Origin of the sequence: Methylobacterium sp. 275MFSha3.1 (assembly GCF_900108435.1) — a bacterium.
Taxonomy (GTDB): domain Bacteria; phylum Pseudomonadota; class Alphaproteobacteria; order Rhizobiales; family Beijerinckiaceae; genus Methylobacterium.
This window is the reverse complement of the sequence record NZ_FNWP01000015.1, coordinates 79,243-97,138: the sequence shown is the minus strand read 5'-3', so window position 1 is coordinate 97,138 and position 17,896 is coordinate 79,243. Positions and strand designations below refer to the sequence as shown.

General features: G+C 72.6%; 16 protein-coding genes. 8 read left to right on the top strand and 8 right to left on the bottom strand.

What is annotated here, in order from left to right:
• Nucleotides 1–197: 197 nt before the first annotated feature.
• Entirely contained in the window at nucleotides 198–2,342 is a 2,145-nt protein-coding gene (locus BLW78_RS18680) for a TonB-dependent receptor (protein WP_170855184.1), read from the bottom strand.
• A 185-nt stretch (nucleotides 2,343–2,527) separates the two neighbouring features.
• Here BLW78_RS18680 and zigA point away from each other — a divergent pair, with 185 nt between their 5' ends.
• A complete protein-coding gene (gene zigA, locus BLW78_RS18675) occupies nucleotides 2,528–3,748 on the top strand; it encodes a zinc metallochaperone GTPase ZigA (RefSeq protein WP_056525541.1) in 1,221 nt (406 codons plus the stop codon).
• Nucleotides 3,749–3,757: 9 nt separating this feature from the next.
• Here zigA and BLW78_RS18670 read toward each other — a convergent pair whose 3' ends face one another.
• The 3 genes from BLW78_RS18670 to BLW78_RS18660 all read right to left on the bottom strand — a co-directional run bounded on the left by BLW78_RS18670 (nucleotide 3,758) and on the right by BLW78_RS18660 (nucleotide 6,255).
• The gene (locus tag BLW78_RS18670; protein WP_020093671.1) at nucleotides 3,758–4,330 is read right to left on the bottom strand and encodes a MarR family winged helix-turn-helix transcriptional regulator; all 573 of its coding nucleotides are present in this window, start codon (nucleotides 4,328–4,330) and stop codon (nucleotides 3,758–3,760) included.
• A gap of 135 nt (nucleotides 4,331–4,465) precedes the next feature.
• Entirely contained in the window at nucleotides 4,466–4,855 is a 390-nt protein-coding gene (locus BLW78_RS18665; RefSeq protein WP_020093672.1) for a response regulator, read from the bottom strand.
• Nucleotides 4,856–4,989: 134 nt separating this feature from the next.
• A complete protein-coding gene (locus BLW78_RS18660) occupies nucleotides 4,990–6,255 on the bottom strand; it encodes an adenosylmethionine--8-amino-7-oxononanoate transaminase (RefSeq protein WP_091681314.1) in 1,266 nt (421 codons plus the stop codon).
• Between the two features lie 90 nt (nucleotides 6,256–6,345).
• On the opposite strand from BLW78_RS18660, the gene BLW78_RS18655 reads away from it, so the two are divergent.
• From BLW78_RS18655 to BLW78_RS18645, 3 genes are all read left to right on the top strand, one after another.
• Complete coding sequence (locus BLW78_RS18655; RefSeq protein WP_091681312.1) at nucleotides 6,346–7,464, top strand: aminotransferase class I/II-fold pyridoxal phosphate-dependent enzyme; 1,119 nt, start codon at nucleotides 6,346–6,348, stop codon at nucleotides 7,462–7,464.
• Between the two features lie 258 nt (nucleotides 7,465–7,722).
• The gene (locus tag BLW78_RS18650; RefSeq protein ID WP_012317870.1) at nucleotides 7,723–8,232 is read left to right on the top strand and encodes an OsmC family protein; all 510 of its coding nucleotides are present in this window, start codon (nucleotides 7,723–7,725) and stop codon (nucleotides 8,230–8,232) included.
• 11 nt (nucleotides 8,233–8,243) lie between these two features.
• Complete coding sequence (locus tag BLW78_RS18645; RefSeq protein WP_091681311.1) at nucleotides 8,244–9,101, top strand: class I SAM-dependent methyltransferase; 858 nt, start codon at nucleotides 8,244–8,246, stop codon at nucleotides 9,099–9,101.
• A gap of 156 nt (nucleotides 9,102–9,257) precedes the next feature.
• Here BLW78_RS18645 and BLW78_RS18640 read toward each other — a convergent pair whose 3' ends face one another.
• Entirely contained in the window at nucleotides 9,258–10,856 is a 1,599-nt protein-coding gene (locus tag BLW78_RS18640) for a gamma-glutamyltransferase family protein (protein WP_091681309.1), read from the bottom strand.
• Between the two features lie 122 nt (nucleotides 10,857–10,978).
• Between BLW78_RS18640 and BLW78_RS18635 the strand changes: the two genes are divergently transcribed.
• Together BLW78_RS18635 and BLW78_RS18630 are read left to right on the top strand one after the other, a co-directional pair.
• A complete protein-coding gene (locus BLW78_RS18635; protein WP_091681308.1) occupies nucleotides 10,979–12,424 on the top strand; it encodes a carbohydrate porin in 1,446 nt (481 codons plus the stop codon).
• Between the two features lie 57 nt (nucleotides 12,425–12,481).
• Nucleotides 12,482–14,017: a cation:proton antiporter gene (locus BLW78_RS18630; protein ID WP_042674088.1), complete on the top strand. Its 1,536-nt coding sequence runs from the start codon at nucleotides 12,482–12,484 to the stop codon at nucleotides 14,015–14,017.
• Nucleotides 14,018–14,027: 10 nt separating this feature from the next.
• Here BLW78_RS18630 and gshB read toward each other — a convergent pair whose 3' ends face one another.
• Nucleotides 14,028–14,984 (bottom strand): glutathione synthase, encoded by a 957-nt coding sequence (gshB, locus tag BLW78_RS18625; protein ID WP_020093680.1) that lies wholly within the window; start codon nucleotides 14,982–14,984, stop codon nucleotides 14,028–14,030.
• A gap of 46 nt (nucleotides 14,985–15,030) precedes the next feature.
• Complete coding sequence (locus tag BLW78_RS18620) at nucleotides 15,031–15,324, bottom strand: hypothetical protein (protein ID WP_020093681.1); 294 nt, start codon at nucleotides 15,322–15,324, stop codon at nucleotides 15,031–15,033.
• 437 nt (nucleotides 15,325–15,761) lie between these two features.
• Here BLW78_RS18620 and BLW78_RS18615 point away from each other — a divergent pair, with 437 nt between their 5' ends.
• Entirely contained in the window at nucleotides 15,762–15,974 is a 213-nt protein-coding gene (locus BLW78_RS18615; RefSeq protein ID WP_042674087.1) for a hypothetical protein, read from the top strand.
• Nucleotides 15,975–16,027: 53 nt separating this feature from the next.
• Nucleotides 16,028–16,858: a hypothetical protein gene (locus tag BLW78_RS18610; protein ID WP_170855183.1), complete on the top strand. Its 831-nt coding sequence runs from the start codon at nucleotides 16,028–16,030 to the stop codon at nucleotides 16,856–16,858.
• A gap of 67 nt (nucleotides 16,859–16,925) precedes the next feature.
• Here BLW78_RS18610 and BLW78_RS18605 read toward each other — a convergent pair whose 3' ends face one another.
• Nucleotides 16,926–17,891: a PLP-dependent cysteine synthase family protein gene (locus BLW78_RS18605; RefSeq protein WP_091681304.1), complete on the bottom strand. Its 966-nt coding sequence runs from the start codon at nucleotides 17,889–17,891 to the stop codon at nucleotides 16,926–16,928.
• Between the last annotated feature and the right edge of the window lie 5 nt (nucleotides 17,892–17,896).

The window sequence follows — 17,896 nt, the reverse complement described above, 5'->3', positions numbered from 1 at the left end:
TGGGCACCCCTGTCACCACCCGGTGGCGAAGATCGGGAACCCCGGCGTTTATTGTATATAATCTACCTTCACAACAGGGAGACGGGGGACAAGGGGCGGAGCAGCGGCGCCCGGCCAAACAGCGCCGTCCGGAAGCGGACCGGCGATGATCCATCCCTCTCGAGCATCATCACGATCACGCGGCCTGATGTCCGACCCTAGAACCGCGCCGTCAGGAACAGCCGCATGTTCCGCCCCGGCAGAAGGATCTCGTCCTTCTTGAACGAGGTCGAGTTGCGGATATCGTCGTTCAGGAGGTTGCGGCCCTGGAGGCCGAGGGTGATCGCGCTCGCCCCGTAGACCGCAGGATCGACGGCCTTGGTGTAGCTCAGTTCAGCGCGCAGGTCGTCGTAGCCGGGGGTCGGCGTCTCGTACACGGCCGTGGCGTCGTGGCTGAAGGCATGGAGCAGGTTCACCCGCGCGAACCACCCGTCGGCCCGCAGGTAGACGCCGCCGCCGAGCCGGTAGGGCGGGATGCGCGGCACGTTCGCGCCGTTGTCGAACTGGGCGCGGACGAAGTCGAACTGCGCCTCGACGCCGGCGAAGCCGTTGCCCACCGGCACGAGGTCGTACTGGCCGATGATCTCGGCGCCGTAGAAGGTCGCGTTCTGCTGCTGGTAGACGATCTGCCGGTTGTCGGTGCCGACGCCGCAGGAGGCGAAGTCGTCGTCGCAGGTCAGACCCGTGTAGTTCCGGTAGATGAAGCCGGTGTAGCGGGTGAAGTAGCCGGTGGCGTCCAGGCGGAACGGCCCCTCGGCCCGCCGGATGCTGGCCTCGACGGTCCGGGCGCGCTCCTTCTTGAGGTTCGGGTTGCCGATCTCGAAGGTCGCGGTGGCGTCGTGCGGGCCCTGCGAGAACAGCTCATAGCCCGTGGGCCCGCGCTCGACGTAGGAGCCGGTGAGGCTCGCCACGAAGCCGTAGGGCAGGTCCTGCAGGGCGCCGATGCTGGCGCTCTTCGGGGCGAAGCGCCGGGTGCGCGCGTACTGGAACCGCTCCTGTCCGTCGACCGGCACGTAGTCGGCGGGGAACTGCGCCGCCGTGCTCGACAGCCGGTCGACCTCGTAGCGCCCGGCCGCCTGCAGCCGCGTGCCCGGGCGCAGTTCCAGCTCCTCGAAGAGGTAGACCGCGTTCGCGCGCGACTCCGTCTTCGGCAGGAACGATTCGAGCTGCGTGTTGATCACGCGCCGGTCCGACTGGAAGCCCAGAGCGCCGGTGAGCCTGCCGAACTCGGTGATGACCGGGACGTGCTGGAGTTCCAGGCGTCCCTCGGCCTCGCGGTTCTTGAAGATCGCCTGGACGCCCTCGATCCCGTCGTCGCCGATCCCGACCTCGTTGTGGCGGTAGACCGAGTAGCCCGCCCAGTAGCGGATCACCTCGAAGGGCCCGTCGAGCGGACGGTACTCGCCCCGCGACAGGACCCGGTCCTGGTTCGGGGTCAGGCGGGTCCGGTCCTGCTCGGCCACGCCGCCGGGGATCGCGTAGACCGCGTCGTAGTGGCTGAAGGAGATGCCCACGAAGCCGCGGTCGCCGATCGCCGAGATGCCGACCGCGCCGCCCTGCGACTCGTTGTACGAGTTGCGCTGGATCCCGCCGGGGATCGCGTAGCTGTCGTTGGCGGTCTTGAAGCCGTCGGCGTGGACCGCGATGCCGTCGGCGCCGGCGTCCACCGTGGCGGCCCCGAGCCGGCCGTTATCCACGCTGGAGAAGCCGCTGGTGACCTGCCCCTGCACCCCGTTCGCCGGGATGAAGGTCGGGACCCGGTTGTTGTCGGCCGAGACGACGCCGCCGATGGCCCCCGAGCCGTAGCGCAGGGTCGCGGGACCGCGGATCACCTCGATCCGGTCGGAGACCAGCGGGTTCACCGGCACGGCGTGATCCTCGCCGAGGTCGGACACGCCGCCGTTGACGATGCCGTTCTCCTGGATCCGCACCCGGGCATTGTCGAGGCCGCGGATGATCGGTCGCGAGGCCGCACCCGGCGCGTAGGTCGTGCCCGAGATGCCCGGCCGGTCGAACAGGGCGTCGCCCAGGGTCCGGGGTTGGTCGCGCGCGATCTGGTCCTGGGTCACCACCGTCACCGGTGAGAACGTGTTGGTCGCCACCGGCAGGACGCCGATCGGCACCGCCGCATCCGCCGCGACCGCGCCGCGCGACGGCTGGATCGGGCTCGGGCTGGTGACGCTGATCTCGTCGAGGGCGACGGCCTGCTGCGCCCGCGCGGCGGAGGGCGTGAGGAGGCCGGCGCAGACGGTCGAGGACAGGACCGTGCTGGCGAGGAAGCCGAAGCGGCGCGAGGGAAGCATCGAGACTCACACAGTGTTATATCGTTTCATTGTTGCGGTGCCTCGGATCGGTGCAAGCGTTAATCCCGCGGGTGTCGGACACGGCCGAGAAACGTTACATCGTTGCAACAGCGATCCGGGCGGCGCGTCCGCACAAGCTCAAGATGCCGGTTGACTTTGAAACGTTATAACATTTTGATCGCATCATGACCCAGCGCGACACCCGCCTTCCCGTCACCGTCCTGTCCGGCTTCCTCGGGGCCGGGAAGACGACTCTGCTCAATCACGTGCTCAACAATCGCGACGGCCGCCGCGTCGCGGTCATCGTGAACGACATGAGCGAGGTGAACATCGACGCCGATCTGGTCCGCGCCGGGGGCGCCGACCTGTCCCGGACCGACGAGACCCTGGTCGAGATGACCAACGGCTGCATCTGCTGCACCCTGCGCGACGACCTGCTCGCCGAGGTCCGGCGGCTGTCGGAGACGGGGCGGTTCGACTACCTGCTGATCGAGGGGACCGGCATCGCCGAGCCGCTGCCGGTCGCATCGACCTTCTCGTTCCGCGACGAGGCCGGCCGGTCGCTCTCGGATCTCGCCCGCCTCGACACGATGGTGACCGTGGTCGACGCGGTGAATCTGCTGAAGGATTACGGCTCTGCCGCCTTCCTGCGCGAGCGCGGCGAGACGGCGGGCGCCGAGGACACGCGCACGCTCGTGGACCTGCTCGTGGAGCAGATCGAGTTCGCCGACGTGGTGGTCATCAACAAGGCGCGCGACGTGCCGGCCGAGCACCTCGCGCTGGTGCGCTCCGTCGTGCGCGGCCTGAACGCCGATGCCCGCATCCTCGAGACCGATCACGGGCGCGCGCCGCTCGCCGAGATCCTCGACACCGGCCTCTTCGACGAGGAGAAGGCGCAGCAGCACCCGCTCTGGTTCAAGGAACTCTACGGCGCCCACGCGCACGTGCCGGAAACCGAGGAGTACGGCATCGCCTCCTTCGTCTACCGGGCCCGGCGGCCCTTCGACCCGGAGCGCTTCAACGCCTTCGTCAACGCTACGTGGCCGGGCCTGATCCGCGCGAAGGGCCACTTCTGGCTCGCGACCCGGCCGGACTGGGTCGGCGAGTTCTCCCTGGCGGGAGCCGTGGCCCGGGTCTCGGCGATGGGATTCTGGTGGTCGGCCGTGCCGCGGCGGCGCTGGCCGGAGGCGCCCGAGTTCCAGGCGCGGCTCCGGGACGTCTGGAGCGAGGTCTGGGGCGACCGGCGCCAGGAGCTGGTCTTCATCGGCACCGGCATGGACGCCGCGGCGCTCACGGCAGCGCTGGACGCCTGCCTGATCGAGACCGGCGCGGACCGGGCGCCGTTCGATCCCGCGCCCTATCGCGGCCTGCCGGACCCGTTCCCGGCCTGGCGCCGCGCGGCCTGAGGGCGACGGTCAGGTGGCCAGCGCCTCTGCCTCGTCCTCGGCTTCGATCTCGGCATCCGCCTCGGTCGTCTGACCGGATGCGCCGGCCGCCTCCGCGAGGCCGCGGGCCGCCTTGCGCAGGAGCTTCCGGAGGCGGCGGCGGTCGGTCTTGTCGAGGTGGTCGAGCAACTCGGCCTCGACCTCCTCCTGGATCCGCTCGATGGCCTCGGCCTTGGCCCTGCCGGTCTCCGTGAGCTGGACCCGCACCACGCGGCCGTCGCCCGATTCGGCCCGGCGCTCGACGATGCCGAGGGCCGCGAGCCGCGTGACGGTCTTGGAGGCGGTGGGCGGCCGGACGCGCAGCAGGGCGGCGAGATCGCCCATCGTCATCGTGCCGGCCGCTGCGAGCGCCTGCACCACCTGCTCCTGGCCGGCGAACAGGCCGAGCTTGGCCAGACGGTCGCCGGTCCGTGCCCGGTGCAGGCGCGCCGCCTGCACCAGCGCCCAGCCGACGCTGCGCACGCCGGGCGGCCTCAGCTTCTTGGACGGGAGTCCGAGCACCGCGGCCTCGTCCTGATGATCGCGCTTCTGCTTGTCGCCCACCGGAGCGCCCGAATTAGAGCCGGCGGCCGCCGGACGATCCTGAATCTGCACCGTCCACCCCCATCAAGCGGCCGCCCAGGTCCCTGTGGCGCCGACCGGTGACGGTGCGATGACGGGGCTGGCGCGGAGGCCCGCTCAGCAGTGCATGAGACGCTGGAGACGGTCCAGGATGTCCTCGCCGGTGCAGGGACGGGCGATGAACTCGGCATGCTCGGGCATGCGGGCCGGGTCCGGGGCCGCGCGCCCGGACACGATCAGGATCGGCAGTTGCGGCCGCGCCTCGGCCACGGAGCTCGCGAGGTCGAAGCCGTCGGTCTTGCCCGAGAGCTGCACGTCCGTGACCAGCCCGCAGATGTCCGGGCGCGCCTGCAGGATGCTGAGCGCCCGCTCGGCCGAGGCGCACTGGACGGTGTCGTAGCCGCCTTCCTCCAGCACGTCCCCGAGGTCCATGATCGTCAGCGCCTCGTCCTCGACGAGGAGGATTACCGGCCGATCGCCGCTCGAACCCGTCTGCTCGCTCGCCACTGTGTACTCCCTTCGGCAGCACCCGGCCGCGCGGGCCGCCGCACGCATCTCCAGCCGTAGGCCCAACGGCAGAAACGGTCCCGGGTTGCAGGCCGGCACGGGGGCTCGTCATGGGAAAGTGGAACGCGCGGGCGTCATGTCGATGCCGGCGCCAGCTCGGTCACCACCCCGGCGACGGCCTCGACGAGCCGGTCGAGATCCGCCGCACCGATCGTGAGCGCGGGGGTGAGGTAGACGATGTCGCCGAAGGGCCGCACCCAGACGCCGCGGGCGAGCAGTTCCGCCTTCAGGACGGCCAGATCGGGCGCCCGCGCGAACTGGACCGCGCCGATGGCCCCGAGGACCCGGACATCGGCCACGCCGGACACACGCCGCAGCGGCTCCAGCCCCGCGGCGAGGCGCTCCGCGATGGCGCGGGCCTGGCTCAGGCGCGGCTCGGTCTCGAACAGGTCGAGGCTGGCATTGGCCGCCGCGCAGGCGAGGGGGTTGGCCATGAAGGTCGGGCCGTGCATCAGCGCCGCCGCCGGATCCTCGGACCAGAACGCCGCGAACACCTCCGTGCGGGCGATCGTGGCGGCGAGCGCCATCGTGCCGCCCGTGAGCGCCTTCGACAGGCACAGGATGTCGGGCACGATCCCCGCCTGCTCGCAGGCGAACAGGCTGCCGGTGCGCCCGAAGCCGGTGAAGATCTCGTCGGCGATGAGCGGCAGCCCGTGGCGACGCGCCAGCCCGGCGACCGTCGCCAGCACCTCCGGCGGGTGGGTCCACATCCCGCCGGCCCCCTGCACCAGCGGCTCGACGATCACCGCCGCCAGGGTGTCGCGATGGGCCGCCAGGGCCACGTCGAGCGCCGCGGTCTCGGCCGCGCTGCGCGGCAGGTCGCAGAAGATCTGGCTCGGCAGGTAGGCGCCGAAGCGGCGATGCATGCCCTCCTCGGGGTCGCAGACCGACATCGCCCCCATCGTGTCGCCGTGGTAGCCGCCGCGGAACGCGAGGACCTTCGTCCGCCCGCTCACGCCGCGGTTGATCCACATCTGCGCCGCCATCTTGAGCGCAACCTCCACGGCGACCGAGCCCGAATCGCTGAGGAAGACGTGGTCGAGATCGCCCGGCAGCAGGGCGGCGAGCCGCCGGGCCAGGGCCTCCGCCGGCGCGTGGGTGAGGCCGCCGAACATCACGTGGGGCATGCGCGCGAGCTGGTCGGCCACAGCGCCCGCTATGTGCGGGTGATTGTAGCCGTGCACCGCGGTCCACCAGGAGGCGATGCCGTCCACGAGCTCGCGCCCGTCGGCGAGGCGGATGCGGGTGCCCTGGGTCGCGACCGCCTCCAGGGGCGGCGCCGCGCGGCGCATCTGCGTGTAGGGCCGCCAGAGATGGCCTGCGGGCGTTGCGAGGGTCATGCGCCTGGCATGATGTGGCCTCGGACGGGGGTCAAGGACCGGCACCCGCCGCTTGACATTGTCCGCGCGGCACCGCCCATCCCCGTCCCCATGGACAGCCTCGACGCCTTCGCCACCGGGAAACTCGACGCCCTCGAGGCCGGCAGCCTGCGCCGCAAGCTGGTGCCGACGAAGCGCGGTGTCGGCGCCGCGGCGGCGCGGCGGGGACGGGCGCTCGTCTCCTTCTCGTGCAACGACTATCTCGGCCTCTCGCATCACCCGCGGGTGATCGCGGCGGCCCAGGCCGCGGTCGCGAGCCACGGCGCGGGGGCGGGCGGGTCGCGGCTCGTGACCGGCGACCACCCCTATCTCGGCGCCCTGGAAGCCGGCCTCGCGCGCCACAAGGGCACGGAGGCCGCACTGGTCTTCGGCAGCGGCTACCTCGCCAATCTCGGCATCACCCCGGCGCTCGCCGGGCGGGGCGACCTCGTCCTGCTCGACGAGCTGTCCCACGCCTGCATGTGGGCGGGCGCGCGGCTCTCGGGCGCGCGGGTCCTGACCTTCCGCCACAACGATCCCGGCGACCTCGCGGCGCGGCTCGCTGAGCACCGGCCGCACCACGGGCGCGCCCTCGTGCTGACCGAGCGCGTGTTCAGCATGGACGGCGACCGGGCGCCCCTCGGCGACATCCTGGGCATCGCCGAATCCTTCGACGCCTGGACGCTGGTGGACGACGCCCACGGCATCGGCGTGGTCGAGTACGGACCGCGGGCGCCCCTGGAGATGGGCACCCTGTCGAAGGCGCTCGGCTCGTACGGCGGCTATCTCTGCGCCTCGCGCCCAGTCATCGACCTGATGACGAGCCGCGCCCGCAGCTTCGTCTACACCACCGGCCTGCCACCGGCCTCGGCCGCCGCGGCCCTGGAGGCGCTGGCGATCCTGGAGGCGGAGCCAGAGCGCCGGGCCCGTCCGCTCGCCCTCGCCCGGCGCTTCACCGCCCGCCTGGGCCTGCCGGAGGCCGAGAGCGCAGTCGTGCCGGTCCTGGTCGGCGAGGCGCAGGCGGCGCTCGACATCTCGGCGGCGTTGGAGGCGCAGGGCTACCTCGTGGTGGCGATCCGCCCGCCGACCGTGCCGGCCGGCACCGCGCGGCTGCGGGTCGCATTCTCGGCCGCCCACGACGAGGCCCAGGTCGACGCCCTCGCGGAGGCCGTGGCCGCCCTGATCGGTTGAGCGCGGGCGCTTCTCGGTGATCGCGCCGATTCTCATATCTGCGGGCCCAACACGCGGCTGCGGACACCCTTCGTCTCTGCGAGCGCAGCGAAACTAGCCAGGGCAGCGCGACTGCTGAGATCGTGGCGCCAAACTGGATTGCTTCGCTGCGCTCGCAAAGACGGTGAGGGCGTCGCGACAACCTGCTAAGGCGTTTCGCGCATCGAGAACCCGATCCGGCTGCCCGAGGTCGGGCGACATCATCGAGAGGACGACGCCATGGACGCCACCGCGCTGCGAGCCCTCCAGGCTCCGATCAAGGACAAGTACCGCACCGCGCCGGACGCGGCGGTCATCACCTTGAAGGCCAGGGGCACGCTGGACGACACCAAGATCGCCTGCAAGGTCGAGACGGGCCGCGCCATCGCGGAGGCCGGGCTGCATCCGGCCACGGGCGGCTCGGGCGCGGAGCTGTGCTCGGGCGACATGCTACTGGAGGCGCTGGTCGCCTGCGCGGGCGTGACGCTCAAGGCGGTGGCGACCGCCCTGGAGATCCCGCTGCGCGCCGGCACGGTCAGCGCCGAGGGCGACCTCGATTTTCGCGGCACCCTCGGGGTCGACAAGGAGGCGCCGGTGGGCTTCCGCAGCATCCGCCTGTTCTTCGAACTCGACACCGACGCGCCGGAGGACAAGCTCGCGCAGCTCCTGAAGCTGACCGAGCGCTACTGCGTCGTGTTCCAGACCCTCAACCACAAGCCGGAACTGTCGGTCGCTGCGACGACGGCCTGACGGAGCGCACCATGGCGGGCGGCATCACCCAGGCCGAGTACTGGAACGGCGAGGTCGGGACGCGCTGGGCGCGCAATCAGGCCGTCCTCGACGCGATGTTCGTCCCGCTGACGGAGGCGCTCTTCGACCGCGCGCAGCTCGCCCCGGGCGAGACGGTGCTCGACATCGGCTGCGGCGCGGGCGCCACGACCCTGGAGGCCGCGCGCCGGGTCGGGCCCGCCGGGAGCGTGACGGGCGCCGACATCTCGGCGCCGCTCCTCGCCGTGGGGCGGGAGCGCGCCGAGGCGGAGCCCCCCGGGAGCGCGTCGCTCCGGTTCGTCGAGGCCGATGTCGAGACGGCCGATCTCGGCCGGTTCGACCACGTCGTGTCGCGGTTCGGCGTGATGTTCTTCGCGGATTCCGCCCGCGCCTTCGCCAACGTGCGCCGGATGCTCCGGCCGGGCGGCCGGATGACCTTCCTGTGCTGGCGGCCCCTCGCCGAGAACCTGTGGGTCGGCGTGCCGCGCGACGCGGTGCTGCCGCTCCTGCCGGAGGTGCCGCCGCCGCCGCAGCCCGACACGCCGGGTCCGTTCCGCTTCGCCGACGCCGACCCGCTCGTCGCGCTCCTGCGCGGGGCCGGGTTCGACGCCGTCACCTGCGATGCCCTCGACCGGGACATCGTCCTCGGGCAGGGCGAGACCGACGCGGCGGCGGTCGCGGCGGCCACCCACGTCGCCCTGAACCTCGGGCCGAGCTCCCATCTCGTCCGCGAGGCCGCGCCGGATCTCCGGGCGCGCGCCGAGGCGGCCGTGGCGGAGGCCCTCCGGCGGCACGCGGCGGGCGGCGCCGTGCGCCTGCGCGCCGCCTGCTGGCTCGTCCAGGCGGGATAGGTTCCGCGCCGCTGCTCGCTCTCACCGTCTTCGCGAGCGGAGCGAAGCGATCCAGCCCGCGCGACGATCCGGGGCGTCCCGCTGCCCTGGGTCACTGCGCTGTGCGCGTGATGACGAACGGCGCGACGGCCGCCGAAGGGTCGATCGGAAACGGTCTCAGAGCCCCAGCGCGCCGCCGTCCGAGCGCGGGTCGTGGGTCGCCTCGATCCGCCCGTTCCGGGGATGGCGGACCAGCATGCCGGCATGGCCGAGCGAGTCGATGTAGGAGCCGCCGAGTTCCTCGATCTCGTGGCCGAGTCGGCCGAGGGCCGCGATGCAGGCCGGATCGAACCGATCCTCCACCTTCACGCTGAGGGAGGGCGCGCCCCAGGTGCGCCCGTAGAGCAGGCGCGGCGCGTCGACCGCGTCCGCCACCGACATCCCGTAATCGGCGTAGCGGGTGAAGATCTGGGCCTGGAACTGCGGCTGCCCGTCGCCGCCCATGCTGCCGTAGCTCATCACCCGCCCGTCGTCGAAGGCGGCGAGCGCCGGGATCAGCGTGTGGAAGGGGCGCCGGCCCGGCTCCAGGGGATTCACGGCCTTCGGGTCGAGGGAGAACGACATGCCCCGGTTCTGCCAGCAGATGCCGGTGGCGGGCAGGACCGTGCCAGAGCCGTACTCCCAGTAGACCGACTGGATGTAGGAGACGGCGAGGCCGTCCTTGTCGATGGCGCCCATCCAGACCGTGTCGCCGTGACCGGGATCGGGCAGGGGCACCCGGGCGGCGCGGCCCATGTCGACGAGCGCGGCCTCGCGGGCGAGCCGGTCCGGGGTCAGGAAGGTGGCGGGATCGTGCCGCAGGCGGGCGAAATCGGTGACCACCCGGTCGCGGATCGCGAAGGCCCGCTTCGTCGCCTCGATCAGCCCGTGGTAATGGGCCGTGGTCTCGGGCTCGGCGATGTTGAGACGGTCGAAGATCCCGAGGATCAGGAGCGCCGAGAGCCCCTGGGTCGGCGGCGGGAAGTTGTAGAGCGTCGCGTCGCGGCGGCGGATCGACAGGGGCGCCCGCTCGACCGCCGCGAAGGATTCCAGATCCGCCCGGGTGACCGGCGCGCCGAGGCGCTCCAGGTCGGCGGCGATCTCCCGGCCGATATCGCCGCGGTAGAAGTCGCCGAGGCCCGCATGGGCGAGCTGCTCCAGGGTGGCGGCGAGCAGCGGGAGGCTCCGGGTCTCGCCGGCCGGGAACGGCTTGCCGTCCTTCAGGAACGTCCGCGCGAAGTTCGGGGCGTCGTGGAGGGTGTCGAGTTCCTGGGGCACGTAGCGCGCCTCCGACGGGGAGACCGGGACGCCGGCCCGCGCCTGCGCGATCGCGTCGGCCAGCAGGGTCTCCAGCGGGAGGCGGCCGCCCAGCGCCCGCGCCAACTCCAGGGCGAGGCGCCAACCGCCCACCGCGCCGGCGATCGTCACCATCGCGTCGGGGCCGCGGGCGGGGATCGCGTCGTAGCCCTTCTCGCGGTAGCGCGGGATCGTGGCGAGGCGCCCGGCCGGGCCGCAGGCCTCGATGCCGCGCACCCGCCCGCCGCGCTCGCGCACCAGCCAGAAGCCGTCACCGCCGATGCCGTTCATATGCGGGTAGACCACCGCGATGGAGGCGGCCATCGCCACCATCGCCTCGATGGCGTTGCCGCCCTGCGCCAGGACAGTCTGCCCCGCCTGGGCGGCGAGGCTGTGGGGCGCGGCGACGGCGGCGGACGTGAAGACGGGGGTCTCGGGCATCGACGGTCCTGTGGTGTACCGGCCGCAGGGTTAGGCGAGCGCGCGGCTCCTGCAAAGGTCGAGCGTGTTCGACCAGCACGCCGTGCTATTCTGCGGCCCGTACTGTCGCCGACAAGCGGCCCATGGTCCGGAAGCTCATAGCCTCGTTTGCCCTGGCCCTCTCGGCCGTGCCCGCCGCGGCCCAGCAGCACGTGCCCTCGGTCTTCGAGGGCGCGGGCGCCGATCCGCGCGTCTCGGTCTCCCAGCCGGAGACCACCAGCCAAGCCTCCGGCGGCTACGTCCGCTCGGTCGAACCCTCGCTCGGCCCGCTCGGCGATCCGCTGGGGATCCGCCCGGTTCTGAAGGAGCGGGGCATCGAGTACAGCCTGACCTACATCGTCGACGTGCTCGGCAACCCGGTCGGCGGCCTGCGGCAGGGCGCGATCGTCGAGGACCGCCTCAACCTGCGCCTCAACCTCGACCTCGACAAGCTCGCGGGCTGGCAGGGCGCGACGGTCCACGCCAACGCCTACTTCATCCACGGCACCGGCCTGTCGCGCTACTACGTCGGCAACCTGCTCACGACGAGCGTCATCGAGGCGCTGCCGTCGACGCGGCTCTACGTTCTCTGGCTCGACCAGAGCCTGATGGACGGAAAGCTCGGGATCCGGATCGGCCAGCAGGCCGCCGATACCGAGTTCTTCGTCAGCCAGACCGCGACCCTGTTCGTGAACTCGACCTTCGGCTGGCCGGCCATCACCGGGCTCGACCTGCCGAGCGGCGGCCCGGCCTACCCGCTCGCGGCGCCGGCGATCCGGGCCAAGTACGTGCCGGGCAACGGCTTCTCCCTGCAGGTCGGCCTCTACGACGGCGATCCGGCCGGCGCGAACCGCCCCGGTCGGGATCCGGAGGCGCAGCGCCTCGACCGGACGGGCACGAATTTCCGCTTGCGCGATCCGGCCCTGGTCATCGCCGAGGCCACCTACGCGTACAACATCGCGCCCGGCGCCCGGGGATTGCCCGGGGACATCACCCTCGGCGGCTGGCGGCATTTCGGCCGGTTCGACAGCCTGCGCTTCGACATCACCGGCGTGCCGCTGGCCGACCCGAACGCCACCGGGATCGGCCGGCCGGTGCGAGGCAATGCCGGCCTCTACGCGATCTACGACCAGACCCTCTACCGGGAATCCGGCAAGGACGACGAGGGCCTGGGCTTCTTCGTGCGCGCGGCGTGGTCGCCCACGCGTTCGAGCCTGATCGACGCCTACGTGGATACCGGCCTCGCCTACAAGGGCCTGTTCGAGGGGCGCGACGACGACACCATCGGACTCAGCTTCGCCTACGCTCGCATCGGCGACGACGCCCAGCGGGCCGACCGGGACACGATCCTCTACACCGGCATGCCGATGCCGCGCCGCCGCGCCGAGGCGGTGATCGAGGCGACCTACCAGGCGGTGGTCGTGCCGGGCTTCACGGTGCAGCCCGACGCGCAGTACGTCATCCGGCCGGGTGCCGGAATCGCCGGTCCGGACGGGCGCCGGCTGCGCAACGCGGCGGTGCTCGGCCTGCGCGCGACCGTGCAGTACTGAGCCGGCCTGCGACCGCGGCACCCGGAACGCTCCCGGGCCTCCGCCTCTTTCAGCAGCATGTTGATTTTCGAGTGGGTCGTCGGCGTCCTGTTCGGCGCCGTCCTCCTGGCCGGCGTCGCGCGCCGGCTCGGTGCGCCGTATCCCGCCTTCCTGGCGCTGGGCGGCGTCGGCCTCGCCTTCGTGCCCGGCGTCCCGAACCTGCGGCTCGATCCCGAACTGGCGCTCGCCCTGTTCCTGGCCCCGGTCCTGCTCGATGCCGGGTTCGATGCCTCGGTGCGGGACCTGAAGGAGAACTGGCGCGCTGTGCTCGGGCTCGCGGTCGGGGCCGTGGCGGTGACGACTGTCGCGGTCGCGGTCGTGGCGCGGCTCGTCGTGCCGGACATGCCGCTCTCCGCCTGCATCGTGCTCGGCGCCGTGGTCGCGCCGCCCGACGCCGTGGCGGCGCTGGCGGTGCTCAAGCACGCGCCGATGCCGCACCGGCTCGCCACGATCCTGCGCGGCGAGAGCCTGCTCAACGACGCGGCCTCACTGCTGATCTACCGACTCGGCGTGACGGCCGCGATGGCCGGCACCTTCCACCCGGCGGAGGTGGCGCCGGCCTTCCTCCTGGGCGTGGTCGCGAGCCTCGTCGTCGGCCCCTGCCTCGGCCTGCTGTTCGTGGCCGTGACCCGGCGCGTGACCGATCCGGCGAGCGCGATCGTGCTCCAGTTCGTCGCCGCCTTCGGGATCTGGCTCGCCGCGGAGCGGCTGGAGCTGTCGGGGGTCCTGACCATCGTGACCTTCGCGGTGACGGTCGCCCGCCGGGCACCCGGCGTCACCGCGCCCCGCGCCCGGGTGATCTCCTACGCGGTCTGGGACACGGCGGTGTTCGTGCTCAACGTCCTGGCCTTCGTGCTGATCGGCATCCAGATCGACCCGATCCGGGATCGGTTGAGCGGCGCGGACGCGTGGCAGGCGCTGATCCTCGCGGGCGCGACCTTCGCCACCGTGGTCCTGACCCGCCTCGCCTGGGTGATGCCGACCACAGGGATCCGCGGGTTCGGCCTCCGGCAGGCCGGCGCCCCGGCGCGGCTGGGCCCGGGGATCGCCCTGTCGTGGGCGGGCATGCGCGGGATCGTCACCGTGGCGGCCGCCCTGGCGCTGCCCGCCGAGTTCCCGCACCGGGATCTCGTGGTGGTCACCGCCTTCGTCACGGTGCTCGGCACCCTGATTATCCAGGGCCTGACCCTGCGGCCACTGCTCGCCCGTCTGCGGCTGGAGGACGATGATCCGGTGGGCCGGGAGACCGGTTGGGCCCGCGCGGCGGCCTACGAGGCCGCCCTGGAGAGCCTCGCCGACGCCGAGAACGAGCCGGCGACCGACGCCCTGCGCGCCGAGTTCCGCGCGGCCCTCGCGGAGGCCGAGGCGCACGACGAGGGCTTGGCGCCGGAGAGCCTGCCGGCGGATGCCGCGCGGCGGCGCGCCGTCGAGGCCGCCCGCGACGCGGTGCTCGCCCTGCGCCGCCAGGGGCGGATCGGCGACGACGCCTACTACCTGCTGGAGGAGGAATTCGACTGGGCCGAACTCAGCGCGACCCCGCGCGCGGAGACCTGAGCGCGCCCCGTCAGACGCCCTTGCGCGCCGCGATCCGGGCCTCGATCGCGTCCCAGACCGCGACCGACAGGTCGGGGCCCCCGAGCCGCTGGATCGCCCGGATGCCGGTGGGGGAGGTGACGTTGATCTCGGTGAGGTGCCCGTCGATCACGTCGATGCCCACCAGGATCAGGCCCCGCCGCGCCAGTTCCGGGCCGATCGTGGCGCAGATCTCGCGCTCGCGGTCGGTGAGCTCGGAGGCGGAGGCGGCGCCACCGCGCACCATGTTGGAGCGGATGTCGTTCGCGGCCGGCACGCGGTTGACCGCCCCCATCGGGACGCCGTCGACCAGGATGATGCGCTTGTCGCCCTCGGTGACCCGGTCGAGGTAGCGCTGCACGACCCAGGCCTCCCGGAAGGTCGTGGCGAACAGGTCGAACATCGAGCCGAAATTCGGGTCTTTCTCGGTGACCTTGAACACGGCCGCGCCGCCGTGCCCGTGCAGCGGCTTCATCGCCACGGTCCCGTGCTCCAGCCGGAAGGCCTCGATCTCCGCCTTGTCGCGGCTGATCAGCGTCGGCGGCATCAGCTCGGGGAAGTCGAGGACGAACAGCTTCTCGGGCGCGTTGCGCACCTCGAAGGGATCGTTGACCACGAGGGTCTCCGGATGGATCCGCTCGAGCATGTGGGTGGCCGTGATGTAGGCCATGTCGAAGGGCGGGTCCTGGCGCATCAGCACCACGTCCGCCTCGGCGAGGTCGATCCGCTCCGGCGGCGCCAGGGTGAAGTGCGCGCCCTCGACGTCCTGCACTCTCAGCCGCTCGACGCGGGCCGTCACGCGCCGGCCCTGCATCGAGAGCCGGTCGGGCGTGTAGTAGACGAGCGCGTGCCCCCGCCGCTGGGCCTCCAGCAGCAGGGCGAAGGTGGTGTCACCCGCGATCCGGATATTCTGGATCGGGTCCATCTGGACCGCGACGGTCAGGCTCATACCAAACGCCCCTCGCCAACGGCGGGCAACTCGACCGGGTCCCGTCTCAATCGTCGGACAGGGACTTGCTGCCCGTGCGCTTGTCGTAGTCGCCGATCGCCGCCCGGCATTCCGGGGACAGGCGCTTGCGGTTGCGCATCATGCAGCGATCCGCGTCCTGGCTGTTCGGATCGACGCCCGCGCAGAGGCGGAAATAGTCGTTCGCGCAGCCGAGCTGCAGGCCCTGATCCTCCCGCTGGGCGTAGGCGGGGCCGGCGGTCAGCGCGAACAGCGCCAGCGCCGCAGTAGCCAAGCCGCGGCGGCGGAAGGCGCGCAGGGATCGTTCCGGAACCAGTCGCATTCAGCGGTGTCCTCAATCTCGATCGGGCGGAGAGCCGACACGGCGGTCCCGCCATCGCCCGTGCCCGGCATATCGGTCGGGCCGGGCGGTAGGCAAGCGCCGAGGGTCCCGACGGGTTCCGCGCGGCAACGTCGCGGCCACGCTTCGCCGCGGTGTGGCGCGCGGGTCGCACAGCGCCGCCGCCCGGCGAGGCCGTCCGCACATAAGAAGGCCCCGTCCGGATCGGACAGGGCCTCAAGTCGAAGGGAGGAAACGCCCGCCATGGGCGCGAACACCCAGGCAATTCACGCGCCAACTTCCGCCGGCATCGCGATTCCCGGCCGGAGCCCGGAAAGACTCCGTTAACCACGTCGTGCTGGATTGTTTCGGTAGCCCTTGCCGACGCCCTCCGAAGGGCCCGGGCCAGATGCTCGGACCGCCGACAGGAGCCGGAGACCATGACCCTCATCAAGCCGCTGGAGACCGGCGAAGCCCGTTCGTCGAAGCCCGTCGCCGATCCGGCGCGCAGAGCCGCGCAGGCCCCGTCCGCCACCCTGATCCCGTTCCCGGGCGCGGAGGCGCGGCGGACCTGCCGGATCCCGCGCTCCGGCGAGCGGCGCGGCGAGATCCTCCTGTTCCTCGGCGTGCGCTACGAGCGCCTCGCGTCCTGAGGACGTCCCCGCGCATGTCAGCCCGGCCGCGCGACACCACCGACGGTTCTCCCATGTCAGCCCCGGATCGCCGGCAGCCCGACCGCGCGCGCACCGCGATGCGCCTCGCCCCTGCCGGCGCCGCGCTCGCCCTGCTCGCGGCCTGCACCCAGAGCGGCGATTTCGGCAGGCCGCGCACGGGGGTCTGGAACGGGCTCATCGACACGACGGGCAGCTTCAGCACCCGGGATCGCGGGCGCCTCCTGCTCGATTCCGGCCTCACCGACGACGAACTGACCCTGCGCGACCGCGCGTGGCGGTTCGTCGCGCCGGCCAGCAACTTCGCGGCCTTCCAGGACACGGTGTTCGGCCTCGCCAGCGCCCACGCGCTCCCGCCGACGTGGCGCTACGAGGAAGTCGGCGCCTATTACGAGGCCCTGACGGCGGAGCCGTCCCGCTCCCCGGTCTCCCGCTACCGGAAGCTCAGCGACGACGCGACCGCCGACGCGCGGCTGATCCCGCTCTTCGTGGCGCTGGCCGCCCGCGTCATCGACGCGGATGCCGCTCGCCTGCGCAGCCTGCCCTTCGCCAAGACCCTCGACGACGCCGCCGTGCGGGATGCCGTCCAGCGGGTCGCCGAGAACCGCTGCCTGATCGCCTGGGTGCGCTTCGAGGCCGGCCTGCGGCTCGCCCGCTACCGGTTCGCGCTGGAGCACCTGTTCGCGGCCGCGCCGGCGCCGGAATCGGTCTCGGCCGAGCGGTCCATCCTGATGCTGGCCGCGCGCCGCAACCTGCTCGACCCGCTCCTGCCGCCGGACGCCGCGGCCCGGTGCGGCCTCGGGCCGCTTCCGCTGCCGCCCCCGCCGCCGGTGGCGCAGGCCGCGCCGCTGGTGGTGAAATACTGAGCGCTCGAGGCCGCCCGAGGATGAGGGTCGTGCCGCGCGGATGGCCGGAGGCCGGACACCGCCGGCCCTAGTACTTCAGTCCGGTGTCGCAGAGGACGGTCACGGCGGTCGCGTCGCTGGGGAGGCGCCCGGACGACAGCAGCGCGACCGTCGCCGCGACGTTGGCCGCCGCCGAGTAGCCGACGTGCAGGCCCTCCCGCGTCGCCAGGGCCCGCCGCCACTCCTCGGCCGCCGCGTCGGTCACCGGGATGGACAGGTCCATCAGGCCGGCCGTCCAGTGCGGCGGGACGCTGCCGTAGCCGGTGCCCTGGATCAGGTGCCGGTGCTTCGTGACCGGCGATCCGCCGAGGGGCTGACAGCCCGCCGGCTCGACCGCGGCGCAGAACAGGGACGGGTTGCGCGCGCGCAGGGCCGCGGCCACGCCGAGGAAGGTCGCGCCCGTGCCCACGGCCGCCACCCAGGCATCGACCCGGCCGGACGATTGCGCCCAGATCTCTGGTCCGGTCGTGTCGCGATGCGCGCGCACGCCCTCCGGCGCATGGAACTGGTCGATGTAGAAGCCGCCCCGCTCGGTCGCGACGCGCTCCGCCGCGTCCGCGGCCGCCCGCACGTCGGCGCCGGTGACCTGCCCCGGGACGCCGTCCACCTGCGGCACCCGCACGACCTCGGCACCGAGCGCCTCGAGCATCCGCACGCGCTGGAGACTGTTCCCGGCCGACATCGTGACCACGAGCGGGTGCCCCAGGGCCGCGCAGGCCACCGCGAGGCCGGCCCCCATGTTGCCGCTGGTCATCTCCACCACGGGCGCCCCCGCGGCGAGGCGGCCGTCCGCGCGCGCGGCCAGCAGGATGGCGCGGGCGGCGCGGTCCTTGACGCTGCCGCCGGGCTGCATGAACTCGGCCTTCGCGAGGATGCGGCCCGGACCGGGATGGACGCGGTCGAGGGCGACGAGCGGCGTGTTGCCGATCAGATCGAGGGCGGATCGCGTGATCCCGGCGGCCGAGGACGGCATCGTCGCGGCGGCTGCGGTCATCGCGT

Coding starts and splice junctions, on each gene's coding strand:
- BLW78_RS18645 (WP_091681311.1), top strand. CDS start 8,244: ATGGCGGGCGGCATCACCCAGGCCGAGTACTGGAACGGCGAGGTCGGG.
- BLW78_RS18635 (WP_091681308.1), top strand. CDS start 10,979: ATGGTCCGGAAGCTCATAGCCTCGTTTGCCCTGGCCCTCTCGGCCGTG.
- BLW78_RS18650 (WP_012317870.1), top strand. CDS start 7,723: ATGGACGCCACCGCGCTGCGAGCCCTCCAGGCTCCGATCAAGGACAAG.
- BLW78_RS18680 (WP_170855184.1), bottom strand. CDS start 2,342: ATGCTTCCCTCGCGCCGCTTCGGCTTCCTCGCCAGCACGGTCCTGTCC.
- zigA (WP_056525541.1), top strand. CDS start 2,528: ATGACCCAGCGCGACACCCGCCTTCCCGTCACCGTCCTGTCCGGCTTC.
- BLW78_RS18660 (WP_091681314.1), bottom strand. CDS start 6,255: ATGACCCTCGCAACGCCCGCAGGCCATCTCTGGCGGCCCTACACGCAG.
- BLW78_RS18610 (WP_170855183.1), top strand. CDS start 16,028: ATGTCAGCCCCGGATCGCCGGCAGCCCGACCGCGCGCGCACCGCGATG.
- BLW78_RS18655 (WP_091681312.1), top strand. CDS start 6,346: ATGGACAGCCTCGACGCCTTCGCCACCGGGAAACTCGACGCCCTCGAG.
- BLW78_RS18615 (WP_042674087.1), top strand. CDS start 15,762: ATGACCCTCATCAAGCCGCTGGAGACCGGCGAAGCCCGTTCGTCGAAG.
- BLW78_RS18620 (WP_020093681.1), bottom strand. CDS start 15,324: ATGCGACTGGTTCCGGAACGATCCCTGCGCGCCTTCCGCCGCCGCGGC.
- BLW78_RS18605 (WP_091681304.1), bottom strand. CDS start 17,891: ATGACCGCAGCCGCCGCGACGATGCCGTCCTCGGCCGCCGGGATCACG.
- gshB (WP_020093680.1), bottom strand. CDS start 14,984: ATGAGCCTGACCGTCGCGGTCCAGATGGACCCGATCCAGAATATCCGG.
- BLW78_RS18630 (WP_042674088.1), top strand. CDS start 12,482: ATGTTGATTTTCGAGTGGGTCGTCGGCGTCCTGTTCGGCGCCGTCCTC.
- BLW78_RS18640 (WP_091681309.1), bottom strand. CDS start 10,856: ATGCCCGAGACCCCCGTCTTCACGTCCGCCGCCGTCGCCGCGCCCCAC.